The sequence below is a fragment of the Micromonospora sp. NPDC050686 genome (genome assembly GCF_040654475.1).
GTDB lineage: Bacteria > Actinomycetota > Actinomycetes > Mycobacteriales > Micromonosporaceae > Micromonospora.
Map to the genome: position 1 here is coordinate 17,644 of NZ_JBFAID010000060.1, position 23,564 is coordinate 41,207.

Annotated in this window: 17 protein-coding genes and 1 pseudogene; 12 read left to right on the top strand and 6 right to left on the bottom strand. The window is 74.5% G+C overall.

Annotated features, from left to right (window positions below):
* The first annotated feature begins 78 nt into the window (after window positions 1–78).
* Genes fxsA through AB0H57_RS27875 form a run of 3 tightly spaced genes read left to right on the top strand, consistent with a single transcriptional unit; the run spans window position 79 to window position 3,454 of the window.
* Window positions 79–213: an FxSxx-COOH cyclophane-containing RiPP peptide gene (fxsA, locus tag AB0H57_RS27865; RefSeq protein ID WP_357511461.1), complete on the top strand. Its 135-nt coding sequence runs from the start codon at window positions 79–81 to the stop codon at window positions 211–213.
* A complete protein-coding gene (locus AB0H57_RS27870) occupies window positions 195–1,397 on the top strand; it encodes an FxsB family cyclophane-forming radical SAM/SPASM peptide maturase (protein ID WP_357511463.1) in 1,203 nt (400 codons plus the stop codon). The genes fxsA and AB0H57_RS27870 overlap by 19 nt, the downstream gene beginning before the upstream one ends.
* Window positions 1,394–3,454 (top strand): HEXXH motif-containing putative peptide modification protein, encoded by a 2,061-nt coding sequence (locus AB0H57_RS27875; RefSeq protein ID WP_357511465.1) that lies wholly within the window; start codon window positions 1,394–1,396, stop codon window positions 3,452–3,454. The genes AB0H57_RS27870 and AB0H57_RS27875 overlap by 4 nt, the downstream gene beginning before the upstream one ends.
* On the opposite strand, the gene fxsT is transcribed toward AB0H57_RS27875, so the two are convergent.
* Together fxsT and AB0H57_RS27885 are read right to left on the bottom strand one after the other, a co-directional pair.
* Window positions 3,423–7,478, bottom strand: coding sequence for an FxSxx-COOH system tetratricopeptide repeat protein (gene fxsT / locus AB0H57_RS27880; RefSeq protein ID WP_357511467.1), 4,056 nt, complete (start codon window positions 7,476–7,478; stop codon window positions 3,423–3,425). The genes AB0H57_RS27875 and fxsT overlap by 32 nt on opposite strands.
* Entirely contained in the window at window positions 7,465–8,748 is a 1,284-nt protein-coding gene (locus tag AB0H57_RS27885) for a TIR-like protein FxsC (protein WP_357511469.1), read from the bottom strand. The genes fxsT and AB0H57_RS27885 overlap by 14 nt, the downstream gene beginning before the upstream one ends.
* 285 nt (window positions 8,749–9,033) lie before the next feature.
* On the opposite strand from AB0H57_RS27885, the gene AB0H57_RS27890 reads away from it, so the two are divergent.
* From AB0H57_RS27890 to AB0H57_RS27905, 4 genes are all read left to right on the top strand, one after another.
* Complete coding sequence (locus tag AB0H57_RS27890) at window positions 9,034–10,098, top strand: hypothetical protein (protein WP_357511471.1); 1,065 nt, start codon at window positions 9,034–9,036, stop codon at window positions 10,096–10,098.
* 127 nt (window positions 10,099–10,225) lie between these two features.
* Entirely contained in the window at window positions 10,226–11,767 is a 1,542-nt protein-coding gene (locus AB0H57_RS27895; RefSeq protein WP_357511473.1) for a sigma 54-interacting transcriptional regulator, read from the top strand.
* Window positions 11,768–11,770: 3 nt separating this feature from the next.
* A complete protein-coding gene (locus AB0H57_RS27900; protein ID WP_357511475.1) occupies window positions 11,771–13,723 on the top strand; it encodes a VWA domain-containing protein in 1,953 nt (650 codons plus the stop codon).
* Window positions 13,724–13,858: 135 nt separating this feature from the next.
* On the top strand, window positions 13,859–14,335 hold the full coding sequence (locus tag AB0H57_RS27905; protein ID WP_357511495.1) for a hypothetical protein: 477 nt from the start codon (window positions 13,859–13,861) through the stop codon (window positions 14,333–14,335).
* A gap of 47 nt (window positions 14,336–14,382) precedes the next feature.
* Here AB0H57_RS27905 and AB0H57_RS27910 read toward each other — a convergent pair whose 3' ends face one another.
* Complete coding sequence (locus AB0H57_RS27910) at window positions 14,383–15,360, bottom strand: helix-turn-helix domain-containing protein (protein WP_357511477.1); 978 nt, start codon at window positions 15,358–15,360, stop codon at window positions 14,383–14,385.
* Window positions 15,361–15,431: 71 nt separating this feature from the next.
* Between AB0H57_RS27910 and AB0H57_RS27915 the strand changes: the two genes are divergently transcribed.
* Complete coding sequence (locus tag AB0H57_RS27915; RefSeq protein WP_357511479.1) at window positions 15,432–16,730, top strand: MFS transporter; 1,299 nt, start codon at window positions 15,432–15,434, stop codon at window positions 16,728–16,730.
* Window positions 16,731–16,746: 16 nt separating this feature from the next.
* Here AB0H57_RS27915 and AB0H57_RS27920 read toward each other — a convergent pair whose 3' ends face one another.
* Window positions 16,747–17,502 (bottom strand): RICIN domain-containing protein, encoded by a 756-nt coding sequence (locus AB0H57_RS27920; RefSeq protein WP_357511481.1) that lies wholly within the window; start codon window positions 17,500–17,502, stop codon window positions 16,747–16,749.
* A gap of 284 nt (window positions 17,503–17,786) precedes the next feature.
* On the opposite strand from AB0H57_RS27920, the gene AB0H57_RS27925 reads away from it, so the two are divergent.
* The 4 genes from AB0H57_RS27925 to AB0H57_RS27940 all read left to right on the top strand — a co-directional run bounded on the left by AB0H57_RS27925 (window position 17,787) and on the right by AB0H57_RS27940 (window position 22,035).
* The gene (locus AB0H57_RS27925) at window positions 17,787–19,184 is read left to right on the top strand and encodes an FAD-binding oxidoreductase (RefSeq protein WP_357511483.1); all 1,398 of its coding nucleotides are present in this window, start codon (window positions 17,787–17,789) and stop codon (window positions 19,182–19,184) included.
* A complete protein-coding gene (locus tag AB0H57_RS27930; RefSeq protein WP_357511485.1) occupies window positions 19,181–20,524 on the top strand; it encodes a class I SAM-dependent methyltransferase in 1,344 nt (447 codons plus the stop codon). The genes AB0H57_RS27925 and AB0H57_RS27930 overlap by 4 nt, the downstream gene beginning before the upstream one ends.
* Before the next feature lie 97 nt (window positions 20,525–20,621).
* Window positions 20,622–21,182: a helix-turn-helix domain-containing protein gene (locus AB0H57_RS27935; RefSeq protein WP_357511487.1), complete on the top strand. Its 561-nt coding sequence runs from the start codon at window positions 20,622–20,624 to the stop codon at window positions 21,180–21,182.
* Window positions 21,175–22,035, top strand: coding sequence for an SRPBCC family protein (locus AB0H57_RS27940; protein ID WP_357511489.1), 861 nt, complete (start codon window positions 21,175–21,177; stop codon window positions 22,033–22,035). The genes AB0H57_RS27935 and AB0H57_RS27940 overlap by 8 nt, the downstream gene beginning before the upstream one ends.
* Window positions 22,036–22,104: 69 nt before the next feature.
* Here the strand turns inward: AB0H57_RS27940 and AB0H57_RS27945 are convergent.
* Window positions 22,105–22,260, bottom strand: a pseudogene (locus AB0H57_RS27945) (transcriptional regulator); the annotation flags it as partial.
* A gap of 89 nt (window positions 22,261–22,349) precedes the next feature.
* Entirely contained in the window at window positions 22,350–22,877 is a 528-nt protein-coding gene (locus tag AB0H57_RS27950) for a DUF6244 family protein (protein ID WP_357511491.1), read from the bottom strand.
* Window positions 22,878–23,564: the final 687 nt, after the last annotated feature.

Genomic DNA, 23,564 nt, shown 5'->3' on the forward strand with positions numbered 1-23,564 from the left:
CTCATTCGGGCGCGAGTCCCTTTCGCGGGTGGACGGATCACTATGGATAGGACCGAAGACGGCTCCCAGGGTGTCCTCGTGGACCTCAGCGACGTGAGCCTGGCCGATCTGCCGGAGCTGGACCAGTCGGCGTTCGCCTACTCGCTGCGCCGGATCCTGGAGGAGGTCGACCGCCCGCGCGACGCGGTCGCCGGGTGGAACTCGGCGATGTGACCGTGTCGGGCGACGGGCGCGGCGCAGCGGTGGCGGACCGGCCGGCCCCGGCGCGGCCGGTGCCCTTCTCCGAGTTCATCCTCAAGGTCCACAGTCGGTGCAATCTGGCCTGCGACTACTGCTACATGTACGAGCTGGCCGACCGCAGCGCCCGTACCGACCCGCCCCGGATGTCGCCCGACGTGTTCGCGCGCACCTGCCGGCGGATCGGCGAACACGTCCGTACGCACGGGCTGGACACCGCGCGGGTGGTGCTGCACGGGGGCGAGCCGTTGCTGGTCGGCGCCCCGACGCTGGCCCGGATGGCCGACCGGCTGCGGGCGGCGGCCGGGCCCGCCACGGCCCGGATCACGGTGCAGACCAACGGCACCCGCCTGGACGGGCCCGCGCTGTCCGTGCTGGCCGACGCGGGCGTGCGGATCGGGGTGAGCCTGGACGGCGACCGGACGGCCAACGACCGGCACCGGCGGTACGCCTCGGGACGCGGCAGCTTCGACCAGGTCGACGAGGCGCTGCGCCGGCTCGCCGGCCGCCCCGAGGCGTACGCGGGCATCCTCTGCGTGGTCGACCTCGCCGCCGACCCGCGGGACACCTACGAGGCGCTGCTGGCGTACCGGCCGCCGGTGGTGGACTTCCTGCTGCCGCACGCCAACTGGGAGACTCCGCCGGCCCGGGCGGACGGCGACGCCACCGGGTACGGGCGGTGGCTGGCCCAGGTCTTCGACGCCTGGTACGACGCGCCGGTGCGGCGCACCCGGGTCCGGCTCTTCGAGGAGCTGATCAACCTGCTGCTCGGTGGGGACAGTCGGACCGAGTCGCTGGGGTTGAGCCCGGTGGCCGCGGTCGTGGTCAACACCGACGGCGGGTACGAGCAGGTGGACACCCTGCGGTCCAGCTATCCGGGTGCGGTCGACACCGATCTGACGGTCTTCGCGCACTCCTTCGACGAGGTGCTCCGGCACCCGGCGGTGGCCGCCCGGCAGGCGGGGGTGTCGGCGCTGGCCGCCGGCTGTCGGGCCTGCCCGGTGCACCGGGTCTGTGGGGGTGGCAACTACCCGCACCGGTACCGGGCGGGCAGCTTCGCCAACCCGTCCGTCTACTGCCAGGACCTGCGGCTGCTCATCGACCATGTGGCGGGCCGGCTCCGGGCCGACCTGGTGGGCCTGCGGGGGCGGGACCGGTGACCGGCTATCACCGGCTGCGGCCCGCCGAGTTGGACGCGCTGGCCGCCGGCCCGGCGGACGCGGAGATCGTGCGTACGCTGCGGGCCGGCCAGCTCAGCAAGCGGATGCTCCAGTTGCGGGCGGTGCTGGACCTGGCCGGTCCGGGACCGGCCGGCCGATGGTTCGCGCTGCTCGCCGCCGCGGTGCGCCACGACCCGGCGGTGGGGCCGGCCGTGCTGGCCCTGCCGCACACCGGGGCCTGGCTGGCGGTGACCCTGCGCCGGCTGCGGCACGCCGCCGACGGTGCCGAGGCCGGGCCGCCGGCCGGCCGGACCACCGCGGGTCTGGGCCCGCCGGCCGGCCGGACCACCGCCCGTCTCGACCCGCCGGTCGGGCCGGTCGGGCCCGACCTGGGCTATCTCGGCGCGCTGGCCGCCGCGGCGGCGATCCGGGCCGGCCTGGACTTCGAGCTGACCGTGCCGTCGGCGGACGGCACCGTCTTCCTGCCGTCGCTCGGCCGGGCCCGGGTCGGCGCCCCCGGTCCGGTGCCGGTGTCCCGGGCGGGCGGCCGGATCCGGGTCGGGCCGGTCGAGGTGCCACCGCCGGCCGACGAGCCGCCGGGTGTGGGGGTCGAGGCGGACGGCTGGTCGGGGCTGCACCGGCTGGTCAGCACCGCTGGCGGCCTGACCCTGCGGGTCTGCCTCGACGACCTCGACCCGTACCGGGACTGCCACCGGCTCTGCGCGACCGACCGGCTCGACCCGGCGGCGGTGCGGCGCTGGCAGCGGTTGCTCGACGACGCCTGGCCGATCCTGGTGCGGCACCACCGTGGGCACGCGGAGGCGATCGCCGAGGGGCTGCGGGTCGTGGTGCCGTTACGGTCCGACTCGGCCAGTGCCGGGGTGAACGTCACCAGCATGGACGCCTTCGGCGCGGTGTCGATGACCCGGCCGGTGGACGGGCCGGCCCTGGCGCTGGGCCTGCTGCACGAGTTCCAGCACGCGAAGCTCGGCGCCGCCATCGACGTCGAGCCGCTGTACGACCCCGACGACCGGCGCTACTACTACGCGCCCTGGCGCGACGACCCCCGCCCGCTCGGCGCCGCCCTGCAGGGGGTGTACGCCTTCGTCGCGGTCACCGAGTTCTGGCGGACCCGGCGGACGGTACTCGCCGACGGCGGGACCCGGCTGGCCGAGGTGGAGTTCGCCCGGTGGCGGGACCGGGTGGCCCGGACCTGCGCGGACATCGAGTCGTCCGGGCGGCTGACCCCGGCCGGCCACCGGTTCGTCGGCGGCGTACGCGCCGTCATCGACGGCTGGCGGGACGAGCCGGTGCCCGCGGCGGCGGCCGCGCTGGCCCGGGAGGCCGCCGAGGACCACTGGACGGGGTGGCGGCTGCGCAACCGCCGCCCCGAACCGGGGCCGGTGCAACGGCTCGCCCGGGCGTGGCGGGCGGGGCGGCCCTGCCCGGCGGTCACCGTCCGGGTCGACGTACGCCCGGCCGACGGCCGGTGGTTGAGCCGCAGCCCCCGGCTGGACCTGGTCCGGTTGCGGCTGGCCGACCCGGACCGGTTCGACCGGCTGCGCGACGGCACCGAGCGCCTCGCCGACGTGCTGCCGCAGGCGTCGGCGGGCGACCTCGCGCTGGCCGCCGGGGACCACCTGGCCGCCCGGGCGTGGTACCAGCGGCAGGTGCGGCGCGAGCCGGACCGGCTGGCGGCCTGGGTCGGGCTGGTGCTGGCCGACCAGCGGTTGCCGCCGGCCGAGGCGGCGGTGCGCGCCGACCCGGAACTGTGCCGGGCGGTGCTGTGCGCGGTGGCCGCGACCGGCGCGGCGGCGGACCCGCTCGACCTGGCCCGCTGGCTGGCCCCGGTGCGCTGCGTGCCGGCGACGGACGAGCCGACGCAGCGCCACCCGGCGCCCGTCCCGGCACCGGCGCCCGTCCCGGCATCGGCATCGGCACCGGCACCGGCACCGGCACCGGCACCGGAGCATCGGCCGGACCCGACGCCGGGCGACCGGTCCGACCCGGCCGGGCCGGCGTCCGTCACGTCGGCGGTGGCTCCAGATCGCAGTTGAGCCGGTTCGCCTCGACCAGGGCGATGGTGTTCGGATGGTCCTCACCCAGCACCCGGCGGAACAGCGGCATGACCTCGTCGCGCAGCGTCCGGGCGCCGCGGTGGTCCCCGGTGACGCTGAGGCTGGTGGCGAGGTTGTTCGCCACCGCCAGGGTGTCCGGGTGCGACGGCCCGAGGATGCGGCGGGCGCGATCGTACGTCTCCTGGTCGCTGGCCAGGGCCGCGGCGAACTCGCCCCGGTCGAACCAGCAGTTGGCCAGGTTGATGTTGGCCGCCAGGGTGTACGGGTGGTCCGCGCCGATCCGCTCGGTGAACCGGGCGACCACCTCGTCGGAGAGCGCGAAGGCCACCTCCGTCTCGCCCGCCTTGCGCAGGAAGATGGCCAGGTTGTTGGCGTAGGCGAGGGTGAACAGGTGGTCCTCGCCCATGTTCTGCCGGTACCACTGGTGCACCGGCCGGGCCCGGCGCAGCGCCCCCGCGTCGTCCCCGATGGCCGACTCGTCGCAGGCCAGGTTCATCGCGCTGGCCTGCACGTCGGGGTGGTCCGGCCCGTGCCGGCGGCGGGACCGCACCAGCACGTTCGAGCTCAGCTCGTGCGCCTGTTGCAGTTCGCCGAGCTTGCGCAGGGTCACCGCGTAGTTCTTCAACACCCGCAGGGTCTCGCCGTCCTCCTCGCCCAGCACCTGCCGGTGCGCGTCCACCGCCGCCTCGAGCACCCGGCGTGACTCGAACAGGTCGCCGGTGTCCCGCAGGTCACGGCCGTACTGGCCGTAGGAGAAGAGGGTGTACGGGTGCATCGGGCCGAGCCTCTCCCGGCGGCGGGCCAGGGTGCGCTCGTCGAGGCGCAGCGCCTCCCGCAGGTCGCCGACCAGCCGCAGCGAGATGGCCAGGTTGTGTGCCGCGATCAGCGCCCGCGGGTGGTACTCGTCGAACACCTCGCGGGCCAGTTCCTCGGTGCGGGTGTCCAGGTCCCGGGCACGTTCGAAGGAGCCCAGGGCGCGCAGGTCGGCGGCGAGGCTGCCGGCCACGATCACGGTGTATTCGTGGTCCTCGCCCAGGGTGCGGCGCAGCCGGTCGTGGACGTCCCGGTCGATGTCGTACGCGGCCTGGTAGCGGGCCTCCAGCCGCAGGGCGTTGGCCAGGTGGAACCGCATCAGCAGGGTCTGCGGGTCGTCCGGGCCGTACCGCTCCTGCCACAGCGTGATCGCCCGCTCGGCCAGCTCGGCGCAGGCGGCGAAGTCGACCCGGCTCCACATGTAGCGGGCCACGTCCAGCAGCAGCTGCCGCACCTCCGGCTGGTCGGAGGTGAGGGTCTTGGACGGCAGCACGTGGGGCCAGAGGTCGGCGTAGACCTGCCAGTAGTCGGGGTGGTCGGGGTCGTTGGGGTTGGCCGCGGCCAGGATGGCGTGCACGTGCCGGCGGTTGGCGTCCTTCTCCTCGTCGGAGAGCGACTCGCGGATCAGCTCCTGCACCAGCGGGTGCATGCGCAGGCTGGTCTGCCCGGCGTCGTCGGCGCGTTCCGGCCCGCGCCGCCGCCCGCCGCCCCGGACGCTGTCGATGCGGGCCAGCGCGTAGCGGCCGACGTCGCGCAGCGCCCGCCCCATCAGCAGCGGGTCGCGCAGCGACGGGTCGTAGGGCAGCAGCACGTTGATGAACGTGTGGCCGGTGATCAGGCTCATCGGGATCGGCTCGGCGGCGAAGAAGGCGCAGACCTCCAGCAGTTTCGCCGCCGCCGGGTTGCGTTCACGCAGGCTGTCCAGCGAGACCAGCCAGGGCTGGGCGCCGGTCTGCCGGTAGTCGGCCGGCAGTTCGCTGGCGAGCATGTCCGGCAGGTAGCGGCGGACCCGGGTGAGGTACTGGTCGGGGGACTCGCCGGTGGTGGCCAGCCACGCGCCGGCCTGCTCGATGGCCAGCGGTAGGTCGCCCAGCCGGGTGGCGATCCGCTCGGCGTCGCCGATCGGCAGGTGGTGGGCGCGCCGGCGGAGCAGGGCCAGGCTCTCGGTGCGGTCGAACGCGCCCACCTCCAGCGTCCGGGCCTGCGCGGCCCAGGAGTGGTTGCGGGTGGTGACCAGCACGTGCCCGGGGCCCTGCGGCAGCAGGTCGTGCAGCTCGGTGGGCTCGTCGGCGTTGTCCAGGACGAGCAGCCAGCGCCGGTACGGTCGGCCGCGGCGCAGCGCGTCGAGGACCCACAGCACGCGCTCGCTGACGTTGCCGCCGAGCATGGTGTCGGTCTCGGCGGCGATCCGGTCGGCCAGGTCGCCCAGGGCGAGCCGCAGCACGCTCGGCTGCTGGGCGGAGATCCACCAGACGACGTCGTACTCGGCGCGGAAGCGGTAGGCGTACTCGAGGGCGATCTGGCTCTTGCCGACGCCGCCGAGGCCGTGCAGCGCCAGCGGCCCGTGCTCCGCCTCGGCGGTGGAGAGCCAGTCCCGCATCTCCTCCAGCAGCGGGCCGCGCCCGACGAACTGGACGTTGCGCGGCAGCGGCACCCGCCAGACCGGCGGCTCGTTGCCGGGGAAGCGGCGGCGCCGCTGGCCGTCGCCCTGCTCGGGCGCGGGCCGGGCCGGGTGGTCCAGCGCCTCCAACAGCCGGGCGGTGGCCTCCTGCTCGGTGAGGCCCACCAGGTCGACGGGGATGCGGTCCAGGAACAGACCGGGGGCGCGCGAATTGTCCAACCGGACCGGCACCAGGTAGCCGCTGGCGATGCCGGGGTCGTGGCTGGTCGCCCGGGTCCACAGGTCGGCCGCGTTCGGCGACTGCATGTATTCCTGGGACAGCAGCACGATCAGCCGGGCCGCGTCGGAGAACCCGACGCCGGCCCGGTCGCCGCGCGCCGGGTCGGCCGGGAAGTCCACCTCCCGCATCACGGCGCGCAGGCCGGCGGCGCGCAGCTCGTCGCAGATCCACTCCGCCCAGGCCCGGTCGAGGGCCGCGTAGCTGACGAAGACGTCGGGGGCGGCGCCGGTGGGCCGCTGCCGCTCGAACTTGGCCAGCCACTGCCGGCGGAGCCGGTCGTCGAACTGCGGCAGGTCGTCGACCGCGCCCTCGGTGATCGCGCGGGTCAACCGCTCGTACGCGGCGAGCAGCGTGCCCTCCTGGTGGGGGCGGTCGCCGAACGCGGCGAGGATCTCCTCGTACGCGTAGTAGGGCTGGTAGTGGATCTCGATCTCGCCCCAGTACCGGTCGCCCTCCTCGGGCGAGAGGCGGGGCAGCAGCGGGGTGAACCGGCGTCGTGCCTGGTCCCGGCCGGCCTCCAGCTTGAGCTGTTCGGCGTTGTCCACCCGCATCGGCACCGGCAGGATCCGCACCGGCCGGTCGCCGCGCTGCCGGACGATCGACCGGGCCACCGCCGCGGCGCCGTCGATGCTCTGCTCGTTGAGGGTGAACGAGGTGACCACCACGTCGGGCAGCCGGACCGTGCAGATGCCGGCCCCGTCGCTGACCCCGGTCCGGCTGTCGATCAGCACGTAGTCGTAGTTGTCCCGCATGCTGGCGGCCAGCGCGTCGAGGAAGGTGTTGCCGCCGAGCTTCTCGAAGAACGCCTGCCAGTCGAAGGTGCTGACCGCCTTCGTGTACGACGAGTCCTGTCGGCCGGCCGGCAGCAGGTCGAGGTAGCCGGGCCGGACGGGCCGGGCGCCGCCGGTCACGTCCCGCTCCGGCGCGGGGAAGCGCCACTCCAGCGACACCGCGTGCCGCAGCACGTCCGACGCCGCGTCGACCCAGTCCGGATCATCCGTCTCGGCCGACGGGCGGACGGCCGCGTCGGCGAAGTCCCGGGCCATGTCGATCACGCCGCGGGAGGTACGCAGGTCCTTGTCCAGCAGGAACGGGTGAAAATACTTGTGCAGGCCGGGTGATTCCAGGTCCCAGTCGACGGCGAGCACCCGGTAGCCGTTGGCGGCGAGGATCCAGGCCACGTTGGCCAGCGCCATGGTGCGCCCGGTCCCGCCCTTGTACGAGTAGAACGTGATGATCCGGCCCTCGCTGCCGCCGGTGCTCGTGCCGTGCGGGTCACTGGTCGTCACGCTGCTCCTCCGTTCCGGGCTCGTCGCCCCAGGGGCCGTCGAGACGGGGTGGCGAGGTGTCCGTGGACCGGTCGGGGGGCCGGTGCACCGTCCCTCGGCGGAACACCCGGTTGCGGGCCACCTCCAGCACCTCCGGAAGCTCCTCCTCGAAGGCGCGGTGGGTGATGATGTTCGACCGGTACAGCTCGTCGTCCGAGGTCAGCTCGTCGAAGATCTCCCGGCAGGCGCGGGAGAGCGACTGCCAGTGCTCGCGGGTCTCGGGGTCGTCGCGGCTGCTGGGGATGAGCACGGCGGCGGTGGCCTGCTGGTCGCGCAGCGCCGCCGAGGCGTGCGCCACCAACGCCTCCCGCCGCTGCGGCAGGCGGGTCAGCCAGGCGTCGACGATCAGCACCAGGATCTGGTTGTACCGGGCGGCCAGCTCGGCGCTGCGGGGCAGCCGGTCCATGTGCACCACTGTGGAGTGGTAGCTGTGGTCGGCGGCGATCTCCCGGGCGTAGTCGATCAGCGGCTCGGGCATCGGCGGGCGGTACGGCGCCCACTGCAACGGGTCGTCGCCGTAGCCCGTGACGTCCTGCCGCACGCCCCGCATCTCGTCCCGGTCGGACGCGGCCACGATGAAGTGCACCAGCATCGGGCTGGTGGTGTCCGCCCCGCCGGCGGTCACCCGGCCGGCCGGGCCCGTGGCCCGCGCCTGGTGGAAGGCGCTGGCGACCGCCTCCAGGTCGATCGAACGGTGGTGCTCCGGCAACGGGTGGGCCTCCACACTGGACACGATCTGGGAGGCCAGTTCGAAGAGGAAGGTGCGGTAGTCGTCGCTGTGCCGTTGCAGCCGCATCAGCTGCCGTACGCCGAGCCGCTGGTAGAGCTCCCCGAGGCTGTCCGACGAATATTGCAGCGGCTGGGCCATCGGGTGGATCCGGCCCGGCTGCGCGGGGATCCACATCAACGGCTTGAGCAGGGAGGTGTCCACCCGGCGCTGGCTCTCGAACCGGGCGGTGCGGTCGGCGAACAGCTGCCACTCCTGGCCGCACGCCTTGCTCTGGAAGTACCGCGGGGTCATCAGGGCCAGAAAGGACCGGCAACTGCCCAGCGCCTCGACCAGCCGCTGCGGCCACCGCTCGCCGAGCAGGATGGTCCGGTCGACGAACCCGACCTGCTCGTCGCGGGCCAGACCGGCGATCAGCCGTACCTCTGCGCTGAGATCTTCGTAGAAGCGTTGGACGAGTGCGTCCTCGTCGCCCCTCGCGTAGCTGAGGAAGAAGTACAGCACCGCACCTCCGCGCCTGGGACTCTGGCCATGGGGGTGGCCGGGTCGTGGCCGTCGCCGGGCGGGCCAGATGCCAGTGGCCTTGGCGGCGGGAGCTTAACCGCGAGTATAGGGGCGGAAGCGGGGCGCGACAGCCCGCCGATCGGCGTATCCGGAGCGCTTCTCGGATCTCACGCCGCGTACCGGTCGGGGATTGCCGACGCTGGTGGGGCCCGGTCCCCCGGCCGGGGGACCGGGTTGCTCCCGGCGCGGGAGGAGAACCGTCGCCGGCCGGTCGAGGCTGGAGCCATGGAAACCCGAACCTCTGCTCCCGTCGGTCGCCGGCTCGGCCTCGCCCCGCCGCTGGCCGCCGCCTGGCTCGCCGGTTGGGGCCTGCTCGCACTGGTCGGCACGCTCACCGGCGCCGGCTACCCGTTCGGCGCCAACGACCCGTACGGCGACGGCGCCAACCTGCTGCGGTCGGTTCCGGTGCCGGCCGGACCGCCGGTCTTCGCCGGGCTGCTGCTGCTCGGCGCGATCGTCGCCCTGGTGGCGTCCGGCTCCACGCCGCTGCGCGGCCCGCTGCGCGCCCTGGTGCTCGGGTACGGGTGGACGTTGGCCGCGTTCCTGGCCGTGGTGGTGCCCGACGTGCGGGTGCTGATGATGCTCGGGTACGCCCCGATGCTGCTGCTCGGCGCCCCGTTCGGCTGGCCGCCGGTCGACTACTCCACGCTGTTCACCTGGGCGCTGTTCGCCCGGGGCGCCGCCCTGGTCGGCGGGGTGCTGCTGGCCGGGGCGCTGCTGGTCTGGCGGCGGCGTACCGCCTCGGCCTGCCTGGCCTGCGGCCGGGGCGACGCGGCGGGCCGCTGGACCGAGCCGGCCGCGGCGGCCCGGTGGGGCCGATGGGCGGCCTGGACCGCGGCGCTGATCCCGCTGGTGTACGCGGCGACCCGCTTCGCCTGGCTCGCCGGGATCCCGCTCGGCATCGGTACGGACTTCCTGGCCGAGATGCGCGAGACCGGGCTGGTCTGGGCCGGCGCGGGGCTGGGCGCCTTCGCCACCGTCGGGGCGGTGCTCACCCTGGGCCTCGTCCGGCCCTGGGGGGAGCGGTTCCCGCGCTGGCTGCCGGGGCTGGCCGGCCGTCGGGTGCCGGTGGCGGTCGCGGTGGTCCCGGCCGGGCTGGTCGCGCTGTCGGTGACCGGGGCGGCGCTGGCGCTGCTGACCCTTCCGGAGTTCTGGCGGCTCACCGAGGACTTCAGCGCGGCCGAGGCGCCGATGCTGCTCTGGCCGCTGTGGGGGCCGGCGCTGGGGGCGGCGGCGCTGGCGTACCACCTGCGCCGGCGGGGTGGCTGCCAACACTGCGGCCGGGGCTGACCCGGCGTACCGTGCCGGCCGGCGCCCGCCGCGGCGCCGGCCGGTTCGTGCCCTCCGGCGCTCCCGCGTCCGATCCGGCGCCGCGGCGGGGCGGGAAGCGGGCGGCGGCGGGCGTGACCGCGCTAGCGTGGTCCGGGTGACTGCGCCAAACCAGGCAATTCCGGTCCCGCCCGCCGACCTGCCGGGCACGCTCGGCGAGCTGCGCGCGGCGGGACACCGCTACCGCACCGTCAAGCAGGAGCTCCGCGACAACCTCCTGGCCCGGATGCGCACCGGGCAGGAGCGCTTCCCCGGCATCGTGGGCTACGAGGACACCGTGCTGCCGGAGGTCGAGCGGGCCCTGCTCGCCGGCCACGACATGGTGCTGCTCGGCGAGCGCGGCCAGGGCAAGACCCGGCTGATCCGCTCGCTCGGCGCGCTGCTGGACGAGTGGACGCCGGTGCTCCCCGGCTCGGTGCTCAACGAGCATCCGCTGCACCCGCTCACCCCGGCGTCCCGCGCCCTGGTCGCCGAGCGGGGCGACGACCTGCCGGTCGGCTGGCTGCACCGCTCGATGCGCTACGGCGAGAAGCTGGCCACCCCGGACACCAGCGTCGGTGACCTGATCGGCGACGTGGACCCGATCCGGCTGGCGCAGGGGCGCACCCTCGGCGACCCGGAGACCATCCACTTCGGGCTGGTGCCGCGTACGAACCGGGGCATCTTCGCCGTGAACGAGCTGCCCGACCTGGCCGAACGCATCCAGGTGGCGCTGCTCAACGTGCTGGAGGAGCGGGACATCCAGGTCCGCGGCTACCAGTTGCGGCTGCCGCTGGACCTGCTCCTGGTGGCCAGCGCCAACCCGGAGGACTACACCAACCGGGGCCGGATCATCACCCCGCTCAAGGACCGGTTCGGCGCGGAGATCCGTACCCACTACCCGGTGGAGCTGGGGATGGAGCTGGCCCTGATCCGGCAGGAGGCCGACCTGGTCGCCGAGGTGCCGGAGCACGTGCTGGAGGTGCTCGCCCGGTTCGCCCGGGCGGTGCGCGAGTCGCCGTCGGTGGACCCGCGGTCCGGCGTCTCCGCCCGGTTCGCCATCGCCGCCGCCGAGACGGTCGCGGCGGCCGCGCTGCGCCGCGCCGGCCTGCTCGCCGCCCCCGCCGCCGGCTCCACCCCCGTGCCCGCCGGCTCCGGTGAGGTGTTGAGCGGGGGCCCCTATACAACGGGAAGCGTTAACAAGGGCCCCCTCCTTTCCGCGGCGGAGGCGCCGGTGGCGCGGGTGGGCGACGCGGTGTCGGTGACGTCGACGCTGCGGGGCAAGGTGGAGTTCGAGAGCGGCGAGGAGGGGCGGGAGACGGAGATCCTGGCTCACCTGCTGCGCACCGCCACGGCGGAGACCTTCCGGGCCCGGCTGGCCGGGCTGGACCTGTCCGGGTTCACCACGCTGGTCGCCGAGGGCGGGGTGATCGAGACCGGCGAGCTGGTGCCGTCGGCGGAGCTGCTGCGGCAGGTCGGCACCGTGCCGGGGCTGGCCAAGGCCCTCGACCGGCTCGGCCTGGGCGACGCGCCCACCCCGGCGCAGGCCGCCGCGGGCATCGAGTTCGTCCTGGAGGGGTTGCACCTGACCCGCCGGCTCGGCAAGGACGTCACCGAGTCCGGCCGGACCGTCTACGGCGGCCGGGGCTAGGCGATGGCCGGCAACCGGTTCCGGTACGGGCAGTGGCGCGGCGGGCCCGACCCGCTCGCCCCGCCGTACGACGTGCGGGCGGCGGTGGACGCGGTCGGCGCGGAGGTGCTGGCCGGCGGCAGCCTGCGGGAGGCGCTGCGCGACCTGCTGCGGCGCGGCCCGCAGGGGCGGGGCGGCCTGGACGAGCTGGCGGCCCGGGCGCGGCGGCTGCGGCGCGAGGCGCTGCGCCGGGGCGACCTGGACGGGGCGGTGACCCGGTCACAGGCACTGCTCGACCAGGCCCTCGCCGCGGAGCGGGACGCGCTGCGCGAGCGGGACGACGACGACGCCCGGTTCGCCGAGGCGGTGCTGGACAACCTGCCCCGCTCCACCGCCCGGGCGGTGCGGGAGCTGGCCGGGTACGAGTGGGCCAGCGAGGAGGGGCGGCAGACGTACCAGCGGATCCTCGCCGGGTTGCGCGGTGACGTGCTGGAGCAGCGCTTCGCCGGGCTGCGGGACGCGGCGCGGGTGGCCGGCGACCCGGCGGTGCAGCGGCAGCTCGCCGAGATGATGCGCGACCTGAACCACCTGCTGGCCCGGCACGCCCGCAGCGAGGACACCACCGACGCGTTCGCCGAGTTCATGGGCCGGCACGGGGAGTTCTTCCCGGAGCGGCCCCGCGACGTCGACGAGCTGGTGGACGTGCTGGCCCGTCGGGCGGCGGCCGGTGAGCGGCTGATGCGGTCGCTGTCGGACCGGCAGCGCGAGGAACTGGCCGGGCTGATGCAACAGTCGCTCGGCGACCGGCTGGCCGGGGAGCTGTCCCGGCTCGACGACCAGCTGCGGGCGCTGCGGCCCGACCTGAACTGGCAGCGCGGCGAACGGGTACGCGGCGAGCCGGCGCTCGGCTACGGCGAGGCGACCGGGGCGCTGGACGAGATCGCCGAGCTGGACGAGCTGCTGGACTCCCTCGACCAGGACCAGCCGGGGGCGACGCTGGACGAGGTGGACGTCGACGCGGTGGCCCGGACGCTGGGCCGGGAGGCCGCCGACGACGTACGCCGGCTGCGGGAGCTGGAGCGGGAGTTGCGCCGGCAGGGCTGGGTGAGCCGGGACGCGGACGGGTTGACGCTCAGCCCGAAGGCGCTGCGCCGGCTCGCCGCCACCGCGCTGCGCCGGGTCTTCGGCGAGCTGACGGCCGGCCCGCGCGGGCAGCACGACCTGCGTGCGGCCGGGGCGGCGGGCGAGGTGAGCGGGGCGTCGCGGCAGTGGGAGTACGGCGACGAGCAGCCCCTGGACGTGGTGCGCACGCTGACCCGGGCGGTACGCCGGGCCGGTCCGTCGGTGCCGGTGCGGCTGGCGGTCGAGGACTTCGAGGTGGTGGAGACCGAGCGGCGGGCCTCGGCGGCGGTGGCGCTCTGCGTCGACCTGTCGTACTCGATGATCTCGCAGGGCCGGTGGGGTCCGATGAAGCAGACGGCGCTGGCGTTGTCGCACCTGGTGGCGACCCGGTTCCCGCAGGACGCGTTGCAGATCGTGGGGTTCGGGCGGGAGGCGGCGGCGCTGACCCAGCAGGAGCTGGCGGCGGTCGAGCCGGAGCTGGAGCAGGGCACCAACCTCCAGCACGCGCTGCGGCTGGCCGGCCGGCATCTGCGCCGGCACCCGGGCGCCGAGCCGGTGGTGCTGGTGGTGACCGACGGTGAGCCCACCGCCCACCTGGATCCGGAGGACGGTGAGGCGTACTTCCACTGGCCGCCGCTGCCGGAGACGATCGAGGCGACCATCCGCGAGGTGGACCGGCTGACCCGGTACGGTGCCACGATCAACCTGTTCATGCTCGGCGACGACCCTGGCCTGCGCCGCTTCGTCGACGCGGTGGCCCGCCGTTCCAAGGGCCGGATGTTCACCCCCGACCCCGACGACCTGGGCGAGTACGTCGTCGCCGACTACCTCCGGGCCCGCCAGGGCCGCCGCTGACGCCCCCGCCCCCACCCGCCACTCCCGCCGATCATGGACTGTGGCGCTGGGCAGAAGCCACTCGTCTGGATGAACCGGGCGCCATAAGTCCATGGTCGGCGAGGGCGGGCGGGGTTGAGTGGAGGGGTGGACGAGGTGGACAGCGGGCAGCTGCGGCGGGCGTACGAGGCGGTGCTCGCCGAGCTGGACGGGGGCGGGTTCGGGCCGCCGGAGGACGGCGAGTTGAGCGCCGACCAGATCGTGGCGCACCTGGCGGCCAACGACGAGCTGATGAGCGAGGCCACCGAGGCGGTGCTGGCCGGTTCGCCGTTTGCGTACTACGACCTGGAGACCATTCACCGGCCGCAGCTCGACGCGCTGGTCGCCGAGTGCGGGGGCCTGGACGGGCTGGCCGCCCTGCTGCGGGCCACCAGCCAGAAGCTGTGTGTGCTGGCGGACCGGCTGGGCCCGGCGGCGGAGACCCCGGTGGACACCGTGCTGCGGGAGGGCTTCGACCTGGACGTGGACGAGTCGCTGCCCTGGGGCCGGGTGCTGGACCTGCACACCCGGGTGCACCTGCCGATGCACCTGGCTCAGCTGCGCGCCCTGCGCCGTCAGCCCCACCCGGCCTGATCCGTAGGTCGCGCTGATCTTGAGGGGTCGGGGGCGGCGGGAGTGGGTCAGGTGGGGGTGCGGCGGAAGGTGCGGCGGTAGGCGGACGGGGAGACGCCGATGCGTACCTGGAGTTGCTGGCGCAGGGCGGCGGCGGTGCCGAAGCCGGACCGGTGGGCGATCTGGTCCACGGTCAGGTCGGTGGTCTCCAGCAGCAGCCGGGCGTGGTCGGCGCGCTGCTGCGCCAGCCACTGCGCGGGGCTGAGGCCGGTCTCGGAGCGGAAGTGCCGGGTGAAGGTGCGTACGCTCATCCCGGCGTGCGCCGCCAGGTCGCGCAGCGCGACCGGCTCGTGCAGCCGCCCCCGGGCCCAGTCCCGGGTGGCGCCGGTGCCGTTGCGCGCCTTGGGCGGGACCGGCCGTTCGATGTACTGGGCCTGGCCGCCGTCGCGCCAGGGTGGCACCACGCAGCGCCGGGCCGAGCGGTTGGCCACCTCGCTGCCGTGGTCGGTCCGGATGACGTGCAGGCAGAGGTCGATGCCGGCGGCCACCCCGGCCGAGGTGAGCACCGGGCCGTCGTCGATGAAGAGCACGTCGGGGTCCAGGTCGACGCCGGGATGCAGGCGGCGGAACCGGTTCGCGTACGCCCAGTGGGTGGTGGCCGGGCGGCCGTCGAGCAGGCCGGCGGCGGCGAGGACGAACGCGCCGGTGCAGATGGACATGATCCGTGCGCCTCGCTGGTGGGCCGCCCGCAGCGCCTCGGCGACGGCGGGTTCGACAGTGCCGTCGGTCAGCGGCGGCCCGGCGTGGATGCCGGGGACGACGACGGTGTCGGCGGACTCCAGCAGCTCCAGCCCGTGGTCGGGGAGGACCTGGAAGCCGGCGGTGGAGCGGACCGGCCGGCCGCCCGGGGTGGCGGCGGTGATCGAGTAGAGCGGGGTGCCCTGGTCGGTGCGGGCGGTGCCGAAGACCTGGGCGGGGGTGCCGAGGTCCAGGCCCACCACGTCGTCGACGGCGAGCACGGCGATCCGGTGCGGAGCGACGGTCATGGCCCGATTATTGCGCCTCATGGCTTTCCGGCCACTCGCCGCCGGCCCGCCGGCCCCGCAGACTCGGCAGCGTGATCCGACACCGCCCACATCCGGCCTGGTACGTCGCCGCCGTCGCCTTCGTGGCGCTGGTCGGCGCGGCCGGCTTCCGCGCCACCCCCGGTGTGCTGCTGCACCCGCTGCACGCCGAGTTCGGCTGGCCGCTGGCCACCATCTCCGCCGCCGTCTCGGTCAACCTGCTGCTGTACGGGCTGACCGCCCCGTTCGCCGCCGCGCTGATGGACCGCTTCGGCATCCGCCGGGTGGTGTCCGGCGCGCTGCTGCTGGTCGCCCTCGGCAGCGGCCTGACCGTGTTCATGACCGCGAGCTGGCAGCTCGTCGCCGCCTGGGGCGTGCTGGTCGGGCTGGGCACCGGCTCGATGGCGCTGGCGTTCGTGGCGACCGTCACCGGGCGCTGGTTCGTCAAGAGGCGCGGGCTGGTCACCGGAGTGCTGACCGCGGGCGGGGCGGCCGGGCAGTTGGTCTTCCTGCCGGTGCTCGCCGTGCTGGTCCGCGACCACGGTTGGCGCGCGGCGGCGCTGGTCGTGGCCGGGGCCGCCCTGGCCGTCGTACCCCTGGTGGCCTGGCTGCTGCGGGAGCACCCGGCGGATCTGGGCCTGCCGCCCTACGGCGGCACCGAGGTCGTCCCGCCGCCGCCGGCCAGCGGCGGGGCGGCGGCCCGGGCGGTCGGCGCGTTGGCCGCCGCGGCCCGGACCCGGCCGTTCTGGCTGCTGGCCGGCGGCTTCGCGATCTGCGGCGCGACCACCAACGGGCTGGTCGGCACCCATTTCGTGCCGGCCGCCCACGACCACGGCATGGCGGAGACCACCGCCGCCGGGCTGCTCGCCCTGGTCGGGCTCTTCGACATCGTCGGTGCGCTGCTCTCCGGCTGGCTCACCGACCGGGTGGACAGCCGGCTGCTGCTCGGCGCCTACTACGCGCTGCGCGGGGCGTCGCTGCTGCTGCTGCCGAGCCTGTTCACCGGCACCGCCGAGCCGAGCATGCTGGTCTTCATCGTCTTCTACGGGCTGGACTGGGTGGCCACCGTGCCGCCGACGGTGGCGCTGTGCCGGGAGTACTTCGGGGCCTCCGGCGCGGTGGTCTTCGGCTGGGTGTTCGCCGCCCACCAGGTCGGCGCGGCGGTCGCCGCGACCGGCGCGGGCCTGGTCCGCGACCGGCTCGGCGACTACGCCCTGGCCTGGTACGTGGCCGGCGCGCTGTCGATCGGCGCGGCCGGGCTCTCGCTGCTGCTGCGCCGCCGGGGCGCGGTGCCTGCGCCGGTCCCGGCGGTCCCGGTGGCCGCCGGCCGCGCCTGGAGCTACCGGGGCTGACCGCTGGTGGCCGGGGTCAGCCCAGGGTCCACTGCTGCTCGGCGGTGGCGGTGCAGGTGGACTGCTCCAGGACCGCCCCGACGGTGGTGGCGTTGTCGCGCACCTTGAGGCACTTGCCGCTGTGCACCGGGGTGAACAGCACCGGCCCGGTGCCGATGGCGACCACCCGCCACTGCTGGTTGGGCTGGCCGTGGCAGGACCACTGCTGCACCACCGCGCCGTCGTCGCCGCTGCCGCCGTCGAGGTCGAGGCACTTGCCGCTGGCGGCGTTGGTGAGGGTGACCACGTCGCCGTCGACCGGGGTGGCCACCCACTGCTGCTCGGGGCCGCCGGTGCAGTCGACCAGCGTCGCGTCGGCGCCCTCCGGGTCGTCGCCGGCCACGCCCACGCAGAGCCCGGAGGTCGCCGCCCGGACCACCTGGGGGCCGGTCGGCGGGCCGGCCGGGGCGGGCGGTGGCGGGGGCGCGGTGGTGGCCTCGGGGGTGGGTGACGGTTCGGCCGTGGGAACGGGCTCCTCGGTCGGCTCGGCGCCCGCCGACGACTCCTGCGCCGCCGGCTGCTGGGTGGCCGCGGCGGCCGGGACCACCGGCTCGTCGCCGCCGCCGCCGAGCGCGCCGGTGGCGAAGAAGGCCCCGAGGAGTACGCCGACGGTCCCGATCGCCACGGCGGCCCGCAGCAGCGGGTCCCGGGGCAGGCCGGGCACGCCCGGTCGGCGGCGGGCGGCGCCGTAGACGGTGCCGGCCGGATCGTTGCGGTCATCGGAGACGGCCATGGGGGCATCCTGACGCACGCCGCCGTCCCGGGGCCAATCGCCGCCCCGCGCGGTCACCCTCGGTCGACCGCCCGGCGGGCGGCTGGCCTGGTCAGCCGACGATTGTGACGTCCTTCCGGAAGGCCCCCCGTCGCTCGCGGCGATCACGAGGTCGTTCCACAGACATGTTCTCCACGCTGTGCCGGCCGCCGCCGTCCGGCCACCGGTGGCGGGTGCGACCGCCGGTGGTGAAACGCCACCGTGGACGTCCCCCCGGTCGGGCCGATCTAGCGTAATGTGATCTCATGCGCGCTGAGCGTGTGGATCATCCGGTTGACCATGATCAGGCGGTGGACGCCCTGCGACGGTCGTACGCCGCGGTGCCCGCCGGTGAGCCCGTACGGCTGGCCAAACGCACCTCCAACCTGTTCCGCCCGAGATCCACCCCCCGCACCCCGGGGCTGGATGTCAGCGGCCTGACCGGGGTGCTCGACGTGGACCCGCGGGCCCGCACGGCCGACGTGCAGGGCATGTGCACCTACGAGGATCTGGTCGACGCGACCCTGCCGCACGGCCTGATGCCGCTGGTGGTGCCGCAGCTGCGGACCATCACCCTGGGCGGGGCGGTGACCGGGCTGGGCATCGAGTCCACGTCCTTCCACAACGGCCTGCCGCACGAGTCGGTGACCGAGCTGGACGTGCTCACCGGCGCCGGTGAGATCGTCACGGCCCGGCCGGTCGGCGAGCACGCGGAGCTGTTCCGCGCGTTTCCCAACTCGCTGGGTAGCCTCGGCTACGCCACCCGGCTGCGCATCGAGCTGCAACCCGTCCGCCGGTACGTGAGCCTGCGCAACGTCCGTTTCACCCGGCTGGAGGAGCTCACCGACGCGATCGGGGAGGTGATCGAGAAGGGGGCCTGGGCGGGCGAGCCGGTCGACGCGATGGACGGGGTGATGTTCAGCCCCGGCGAGGCGTACCTCGTGCTGGGCACGTTCACCGACGAGGCGGAGCGGCCCAGCGACTACACCGGGCAGGACATCTACTACCGGTCGTTGCGCCGGCGCACCCGCGACGCCCTCACCGCGTACGACTATCTGTGGCGCTGGGACACCGACTGGTTCTGGTGCTCGGCGGCGTTCGGGGTGCAGCACCCGGTGGTCCGCCGGCTCTGGCCGCAGCGCTACCGGCGCAGCGACTTCTACCACCGGCTGGTCCGCCTCGAGCACCGCCACCAGGTGGCCGCCCGGGTGGACCGGTGGCGGGGTCGGCCGGCGCGGGAGCGGGTGGTGCAGGACGTGGAGATCCCGCTGGCCGAGATGGCCGGCTTCCTGCGCTGGTTCGCCGGGAACGTGGGGATGACGCCGGTGTGGCTGTGCCCGCTGCGGCTGCGCGAGCCGGCCGGTCCGGGTTCGGCCCGGGCCTGGCCGCTGTATCCCCTCCAACCGGGCGAGACGTATGTGAACATCGGGTTCTGGGGGAGTGTGCCGATCGCCGATACGGCGACGGACGGCGACGTCAACCGCTCGATCGAGCGGGCGGTGTCCGAGACGGGTGGGCACAAGTCGCTCTACTCGGACGCGTACTACGACCGGGAAACGTTCGACCGGCTCTACGGCGGCGTGGTGTGGCGCGCCGTGCGGGACCGCTACGACCCGGAACACCGGCTGACCGGACTGTACGAGAAGGCGGTAGCACGGAAATGAGCCTGACCGACCGAACTCAGGGGGCGGCGAGCACGCCCTCGACACCGCCGCCGGGGGGCCGGCGGGCGGGAACGACCGTGGCGGACGTGGTCCGGGCGGTCACCACCGGCACCCTGCCGGTGCGGATCACCGCGTACGACGGCAGCGCCGTCGGACCGGCCGACGCCGGGATCACCCTGTCCATCCGTTCCGAGCGGGGCCTGTCGTATCTGCTCACCGCCCCGGGCGACCTGGGCATGGCGCGGGCGTACGTCAGTGGTGACCTGGGGCTGGAGGGGGTGCACCCGGGCGACCCGTACGAGGCGCTGCGGGTGCTCAAGGACGATCTGCCGCTGCGGCTGCCGCCGGTGGCCGAGGGGCTGGCCCTGGTCCGCGCGCTGGGCTGGGAGCGGCTGCTGCCGCCGCCGCCCCCGCCGCAGGAGGCGCTGCCGCGCTGGCGGCGGGTGCTGGGCGGGCTGCGGCACTCCAAGGGCCGGGACAGCACGGCCATCTCGCACCACTACGACGTGTCGAACGCCTTCTACGAGAAGGTGCTCGGCCCGTCGATGACGTACACCTGCGCGGTGTTCCACAGCGCGGGCGACACGCTGGAGCAGGCCCAGGCGGCCAAGTACGACCTGGTGGCGAACAAGCTGGCGCTCAAGCCGGGGATGCGGCTGCTCGACGTGGGCTGCGGCTGGGGCGGCATGGTCCGGCACGTGGCCCGGGAGTACGGCGTCAAGGCGCTCGGGGTGACCCTGTCGAAGGCGCAGGCGCAGTGGGCGCAGGCGGCGATCGAGCGGGAGGGGCTGACCGAGCTGGCCGAGGTGCGGCACCTGGACTACCGGGACGCGCCGCGCGAGCAGTTCGACGCGGTCTCCTCGATCGGGCTGACCGAGCACATCGGGGTGCGCAACTACCCGTCGTACTTCCGGGCGTTGCGGGAGCGGCTGCGCCCGGACGGGCGGCTGCTCAACCACTGCATCACCCGGGCGGACAACCGGGCCCCGCACCGGTCCGGCGCGTTCATCGACCGGTACGTCTTCCCAGACGGCGAGCTGGCCGGGCCGGGACGGGTGATCAGCGAGATCCACGACGCCGGGCTGGAGGTGCACCACGAGGAGAACCTGCGCCAGCACTACGCGCTGACGCTGGCCGGCTGGTGCCGGAACCTGGTCGAGCACTGGGACTTCTGCGTCTCGGAGGTCGGCGCGGGCACCGCCCGGGTGTGGGGGCTCTACATGGCCGGGTCGCGGCTCGGGTTCGAGCGCAACGACATCCAGCTGCACCAGGTGCTGGCCACCCGCACCGGGCCGGACGGTGAGTCGACGTACCCATTGCGCCCGGACTGGACGCCCTGATCCCTCCCACCGCCGACGAGGAAGGCCGCGCGGGCCGCGCGGCCTTTCGTCGACCCTATTGACAAGAAGATTTTGTACGTACAAACTTGTTTTTGCGATGAGAGACGTCCTGTACCTGGAGCAGATCGAGCAGGCCGAGACCCTGCTCAAGCCGCAACGCGTCGACGTGCTGCGGCAGCTGGCCGAGCCGCGCACCTGCACCGAGGTCGCCGCCCGGCTGGAGCAGACCCCGCAGCGGGTCTACTACCACGTCAAGCAACTCGCCGCGGCCGGGCTGGTCGAGCAGGTCGCCACCCGCAAGGTGCGGGGGATCAACGAGGGGATCTGGCAGGCCGCCGCCCGGTCGTACTGGCTCTCTCCCCGCCTCGTCGGCCGCATCGGCGGGCTGCGCCGGGTCCGCGACGAGCTGAGCCTCGGCCACCTGCTGGACCTGATGGAGGAGGTCCAGGCCGACGTCGCCGCGCTCGACCGGTCCGCGCCGGAGTTGCCCTCCATCGGCGTCTCCGGCGAGATCCGGGTGCCGGCCGACCGCCGGCAGGAATTCCTGCACGACCTGCAGTCCACGCTGCAGGACCTGTTCAGCCGCTACGGGGGCGCCGAGGGCGACGCCTTCAAGCTCGCCGTGGCCTGTTATCCGAAGGGCGAACCACATGAGTGACCTGTTGACCATCCGCGTACGCCTGGCCGCTCCCGTCGAGGCCGTCCGGCGCGCGCTGACCGACCCCGCCGAGCTGCACGTCTGGTTCGCCGAGCACGCCGAGGTGGCGCTGCCCGACCGATACGAGTTCTGGGGCCGTTACACGCCCGACGGCGACGCCCCGCACCAGCGTCCGCTGCACGTCGACGAGCACACCCTGCGCTTCGCCTGGGTGCTCGACGGGGTGGAGACCACCACCGAGCTGGCCCTGGCCCCGGACGGCCCGGACGCCACCGTCCTCACCCTCACCCAGTCGCACTGGAGCTTCGCCGACGCGCTCGCCGGCAGCACCATCCGGGGCGTCCTGCAGACCTGGTGGTCGCTGTCGCTGGCCAACCTCGCCGCGCACCTGGAGGGGCAGCAACTGCTGCCCCGGACCGACTTCACCTCCGCGGACCTGCGCGGCGAGTTGCTCATCGGCGCGCCCACCGACAAGGTCTGGACGTCCCTGACCGACTCGGAGCAGGCCAGCGCCTGGTTCGGCTACCCGATCGGCATCGAGCCCTGGGTCGGCGGCCGGTACGCCATGGGCGGCTTCGACGCCGGCTACGCGGCCAAGGTGGTCGACCTGGAGCCGGGCCGCAAGATCTCCGTCGACTGGGGACCGACCGGGGTCACCACCTGGGAGCTCGCCGAGTCCGGCGGGAAGACCAAGCTGACCTTCGTGCAGAGCGGCTTCGACGAGACCAACCCGCCGTACGGGGCGTGGAGCGGGACGGTCTCCGGGCTGCACGAGCTGCGCCGCTTCCACGAGGTGGCGGACTGGCAGCCGATCTGGCTCGGCGTGGAGATGCCCTCGGGGGCATCGAGCTGACCTCTGGCTCCGGCTGCTGCCCGTCCCGCAGCGATGCGGGACGGGCAGAAGTCAGTCCGCCCCGTGGCCTTGCTGCTGCGGGCCGCGGGCGCGCTGGCTCTCGGTATGGCGGTGTCCTGCAACCTCGGCCAGCAGTTCCTGCTTGGCGGCTTCCACCGCCTCCTCGCCACCGGCCCGCCGGACGTACTCCGCCCGGATGTCCCGCCAACGAACAGAATCGGTCACGGCATCTCCTCTCCTCCCACGCCCGCTTCCTCAGGCGCGTTCGTGCGTCAGCCTGCCTTCCACGCCGGCGGCGACGCCGTCGGCAGGGGTCAGTCGCCGGTCGCGCCGAGCTGGCGGGCCTCGGCGATGGCCGCCTCGACGGCCTGCCGGGCGCCGGTGGTCCGCTGCACCACCAGCGTCAGCACCTGCTTGACGCTGTCCAGCGCGGCCAGCAACGGCCCCGGCTGGCCGCCGTGCAGCACCGTACGGGCGAGTTGCTGCACCTCACCGACCTGGGCGATGGTCCGGGCGGTCGCCTGCCGCGCGGCGTCGACGGCCTGCCGCACCGGGGCCAGCCCGGCGATCGTCTCCTGCGGGGTGGCCTGCTGTGGAACGGTGGTGGTGACCTTGGTCGCCTCGCCGAGGGAGGTGGCGAGCCCACCCAGCCCGCCCTGGACGTCGCCGATCGCCCCGCGTACCCGGACCACGCCGGCGGCGACCGCCGCGAAGCCGGCGCCGGCGGCCCGCAGCGCAACCTGCTGGGCCTGCTTGTCGGCGGCGCCGACGAGGCCCTGCGCGCGTTCCACGCCGGCGGTCAGCGCCCGCAGTTCACCGGTGATCTGCTCGATGTGCGACACGGGAGCCGGCTTCCTGATCGACGAGGGTGAGGATGCCGTCGAACCTACCGGGGCGGCCCCGGCGCCACCAGGCGGCGGGCGGACGCCGGTCGACACGGCGGAGCGATGCGGTCGCCGGCCGGGAGTGCCGGTGCGGACGCTACGAACTTGATGTCGTGAACGAATCACCTGGCCGCGGCGACCGATGGGCGCAGGCGGTTGACCTGGGGCCGCCGGCGATGCGTGCCGCGCTCTGATTCGTTTACGACATCAAGTTGGTAGGCGCGGCAACAGACCTCCGACCGGTGCGGACGGCCGGACCGGCTCACGACGGGAGGACACGTGCGCCGGCATGTGCAAAAGGTGAGCCCGGTGGGTAATGGCGGGCGATGTTCTTCATCTTCGGTCTGCGGACAATGGTCGACCGGTCGGGCGTGGTCCAGGAGGTCTGCCGCAACTGCGGCAACCGGGCGGCCCAGGTGATCGCGGGTCACCAAGTTCAGCGTCTCTGATCAGCTAAGCGATCCTGAGTTTTCCGGGATCGTTTCCCACCTGGGTGGGGTGGCGTGGGCGTGGAGATGGAATCCGGCGCCCAGTGCTGCTCCTTTCGGCTGGTGGCCGGTGGTGGGTGTGCTGATCGTGTTCACGCCCTGGTGTCGGTGGGCTGCGCGGGGCAGCCTGTTCCGGTCCGTTGGTGCGTGTCCCTCC

Bases quoted from the DNA above. Each gene is read 5' to 3' on its own strand.
- AB0H57_RS27890 (WP_357511471.1), top strand. From the start codon at position 9,034: ATGGAAACCCGAACCTCTGCTCCCGTCGGTCGCCGGCTCGGCCTCGCC.
- AB0H57_RS27900 (WP_357511475.1), top strand. From the start codon at position 11,771: ATGGCCGGCAACCGGTTCCGGTACGGGCAGTGGCGCGGCGGGCCCGAC.
- AB0H57_RS27910 (WP_357511477.1), bottom strand. From the start codon at position 15,360: ATGACCGTCGCTCCGCACCGGATCGCCGTGCTCGCCGTCGACGACGTG.
- AB0H57_RS27920 (WP_357511481.1), bottom strand. From the start codon at position 17,502: ATGGCCGTCTCCGATGACCGCAACGATCCGGCCGGCACCGTCTACGGC.
- AB0H57_RS27925 (WP_357511483.1), top strand. From the start codon at position 17,787: ATGCGCGCTGAGCGTGTGGATCATCCGGTTGACCATGATCAGGCGGTG.
- AB0H57_RS27930 (WP_357511485.1), top strand. From the start codon at position 19,181: ATGAGCCTGACCGACCGAACTCAGGGGGCGGCGAGCACGCCCTCGACA.
- AB0H57_RS27935 (WP_357511487.1), top strand. From the start codon at position 20,622: ATGAGAGACGTCCTGTACCTGGAGCAGATCGAGCAGGCCGAGACCCTG.
- AB0H57_RS27940 (WP_357511489.1), top strand. From the start codon at position 21,175: ATGAGTGACCTGTTGACCATCCGCGTACGCCTGGCCGCTCCCGTCGAG.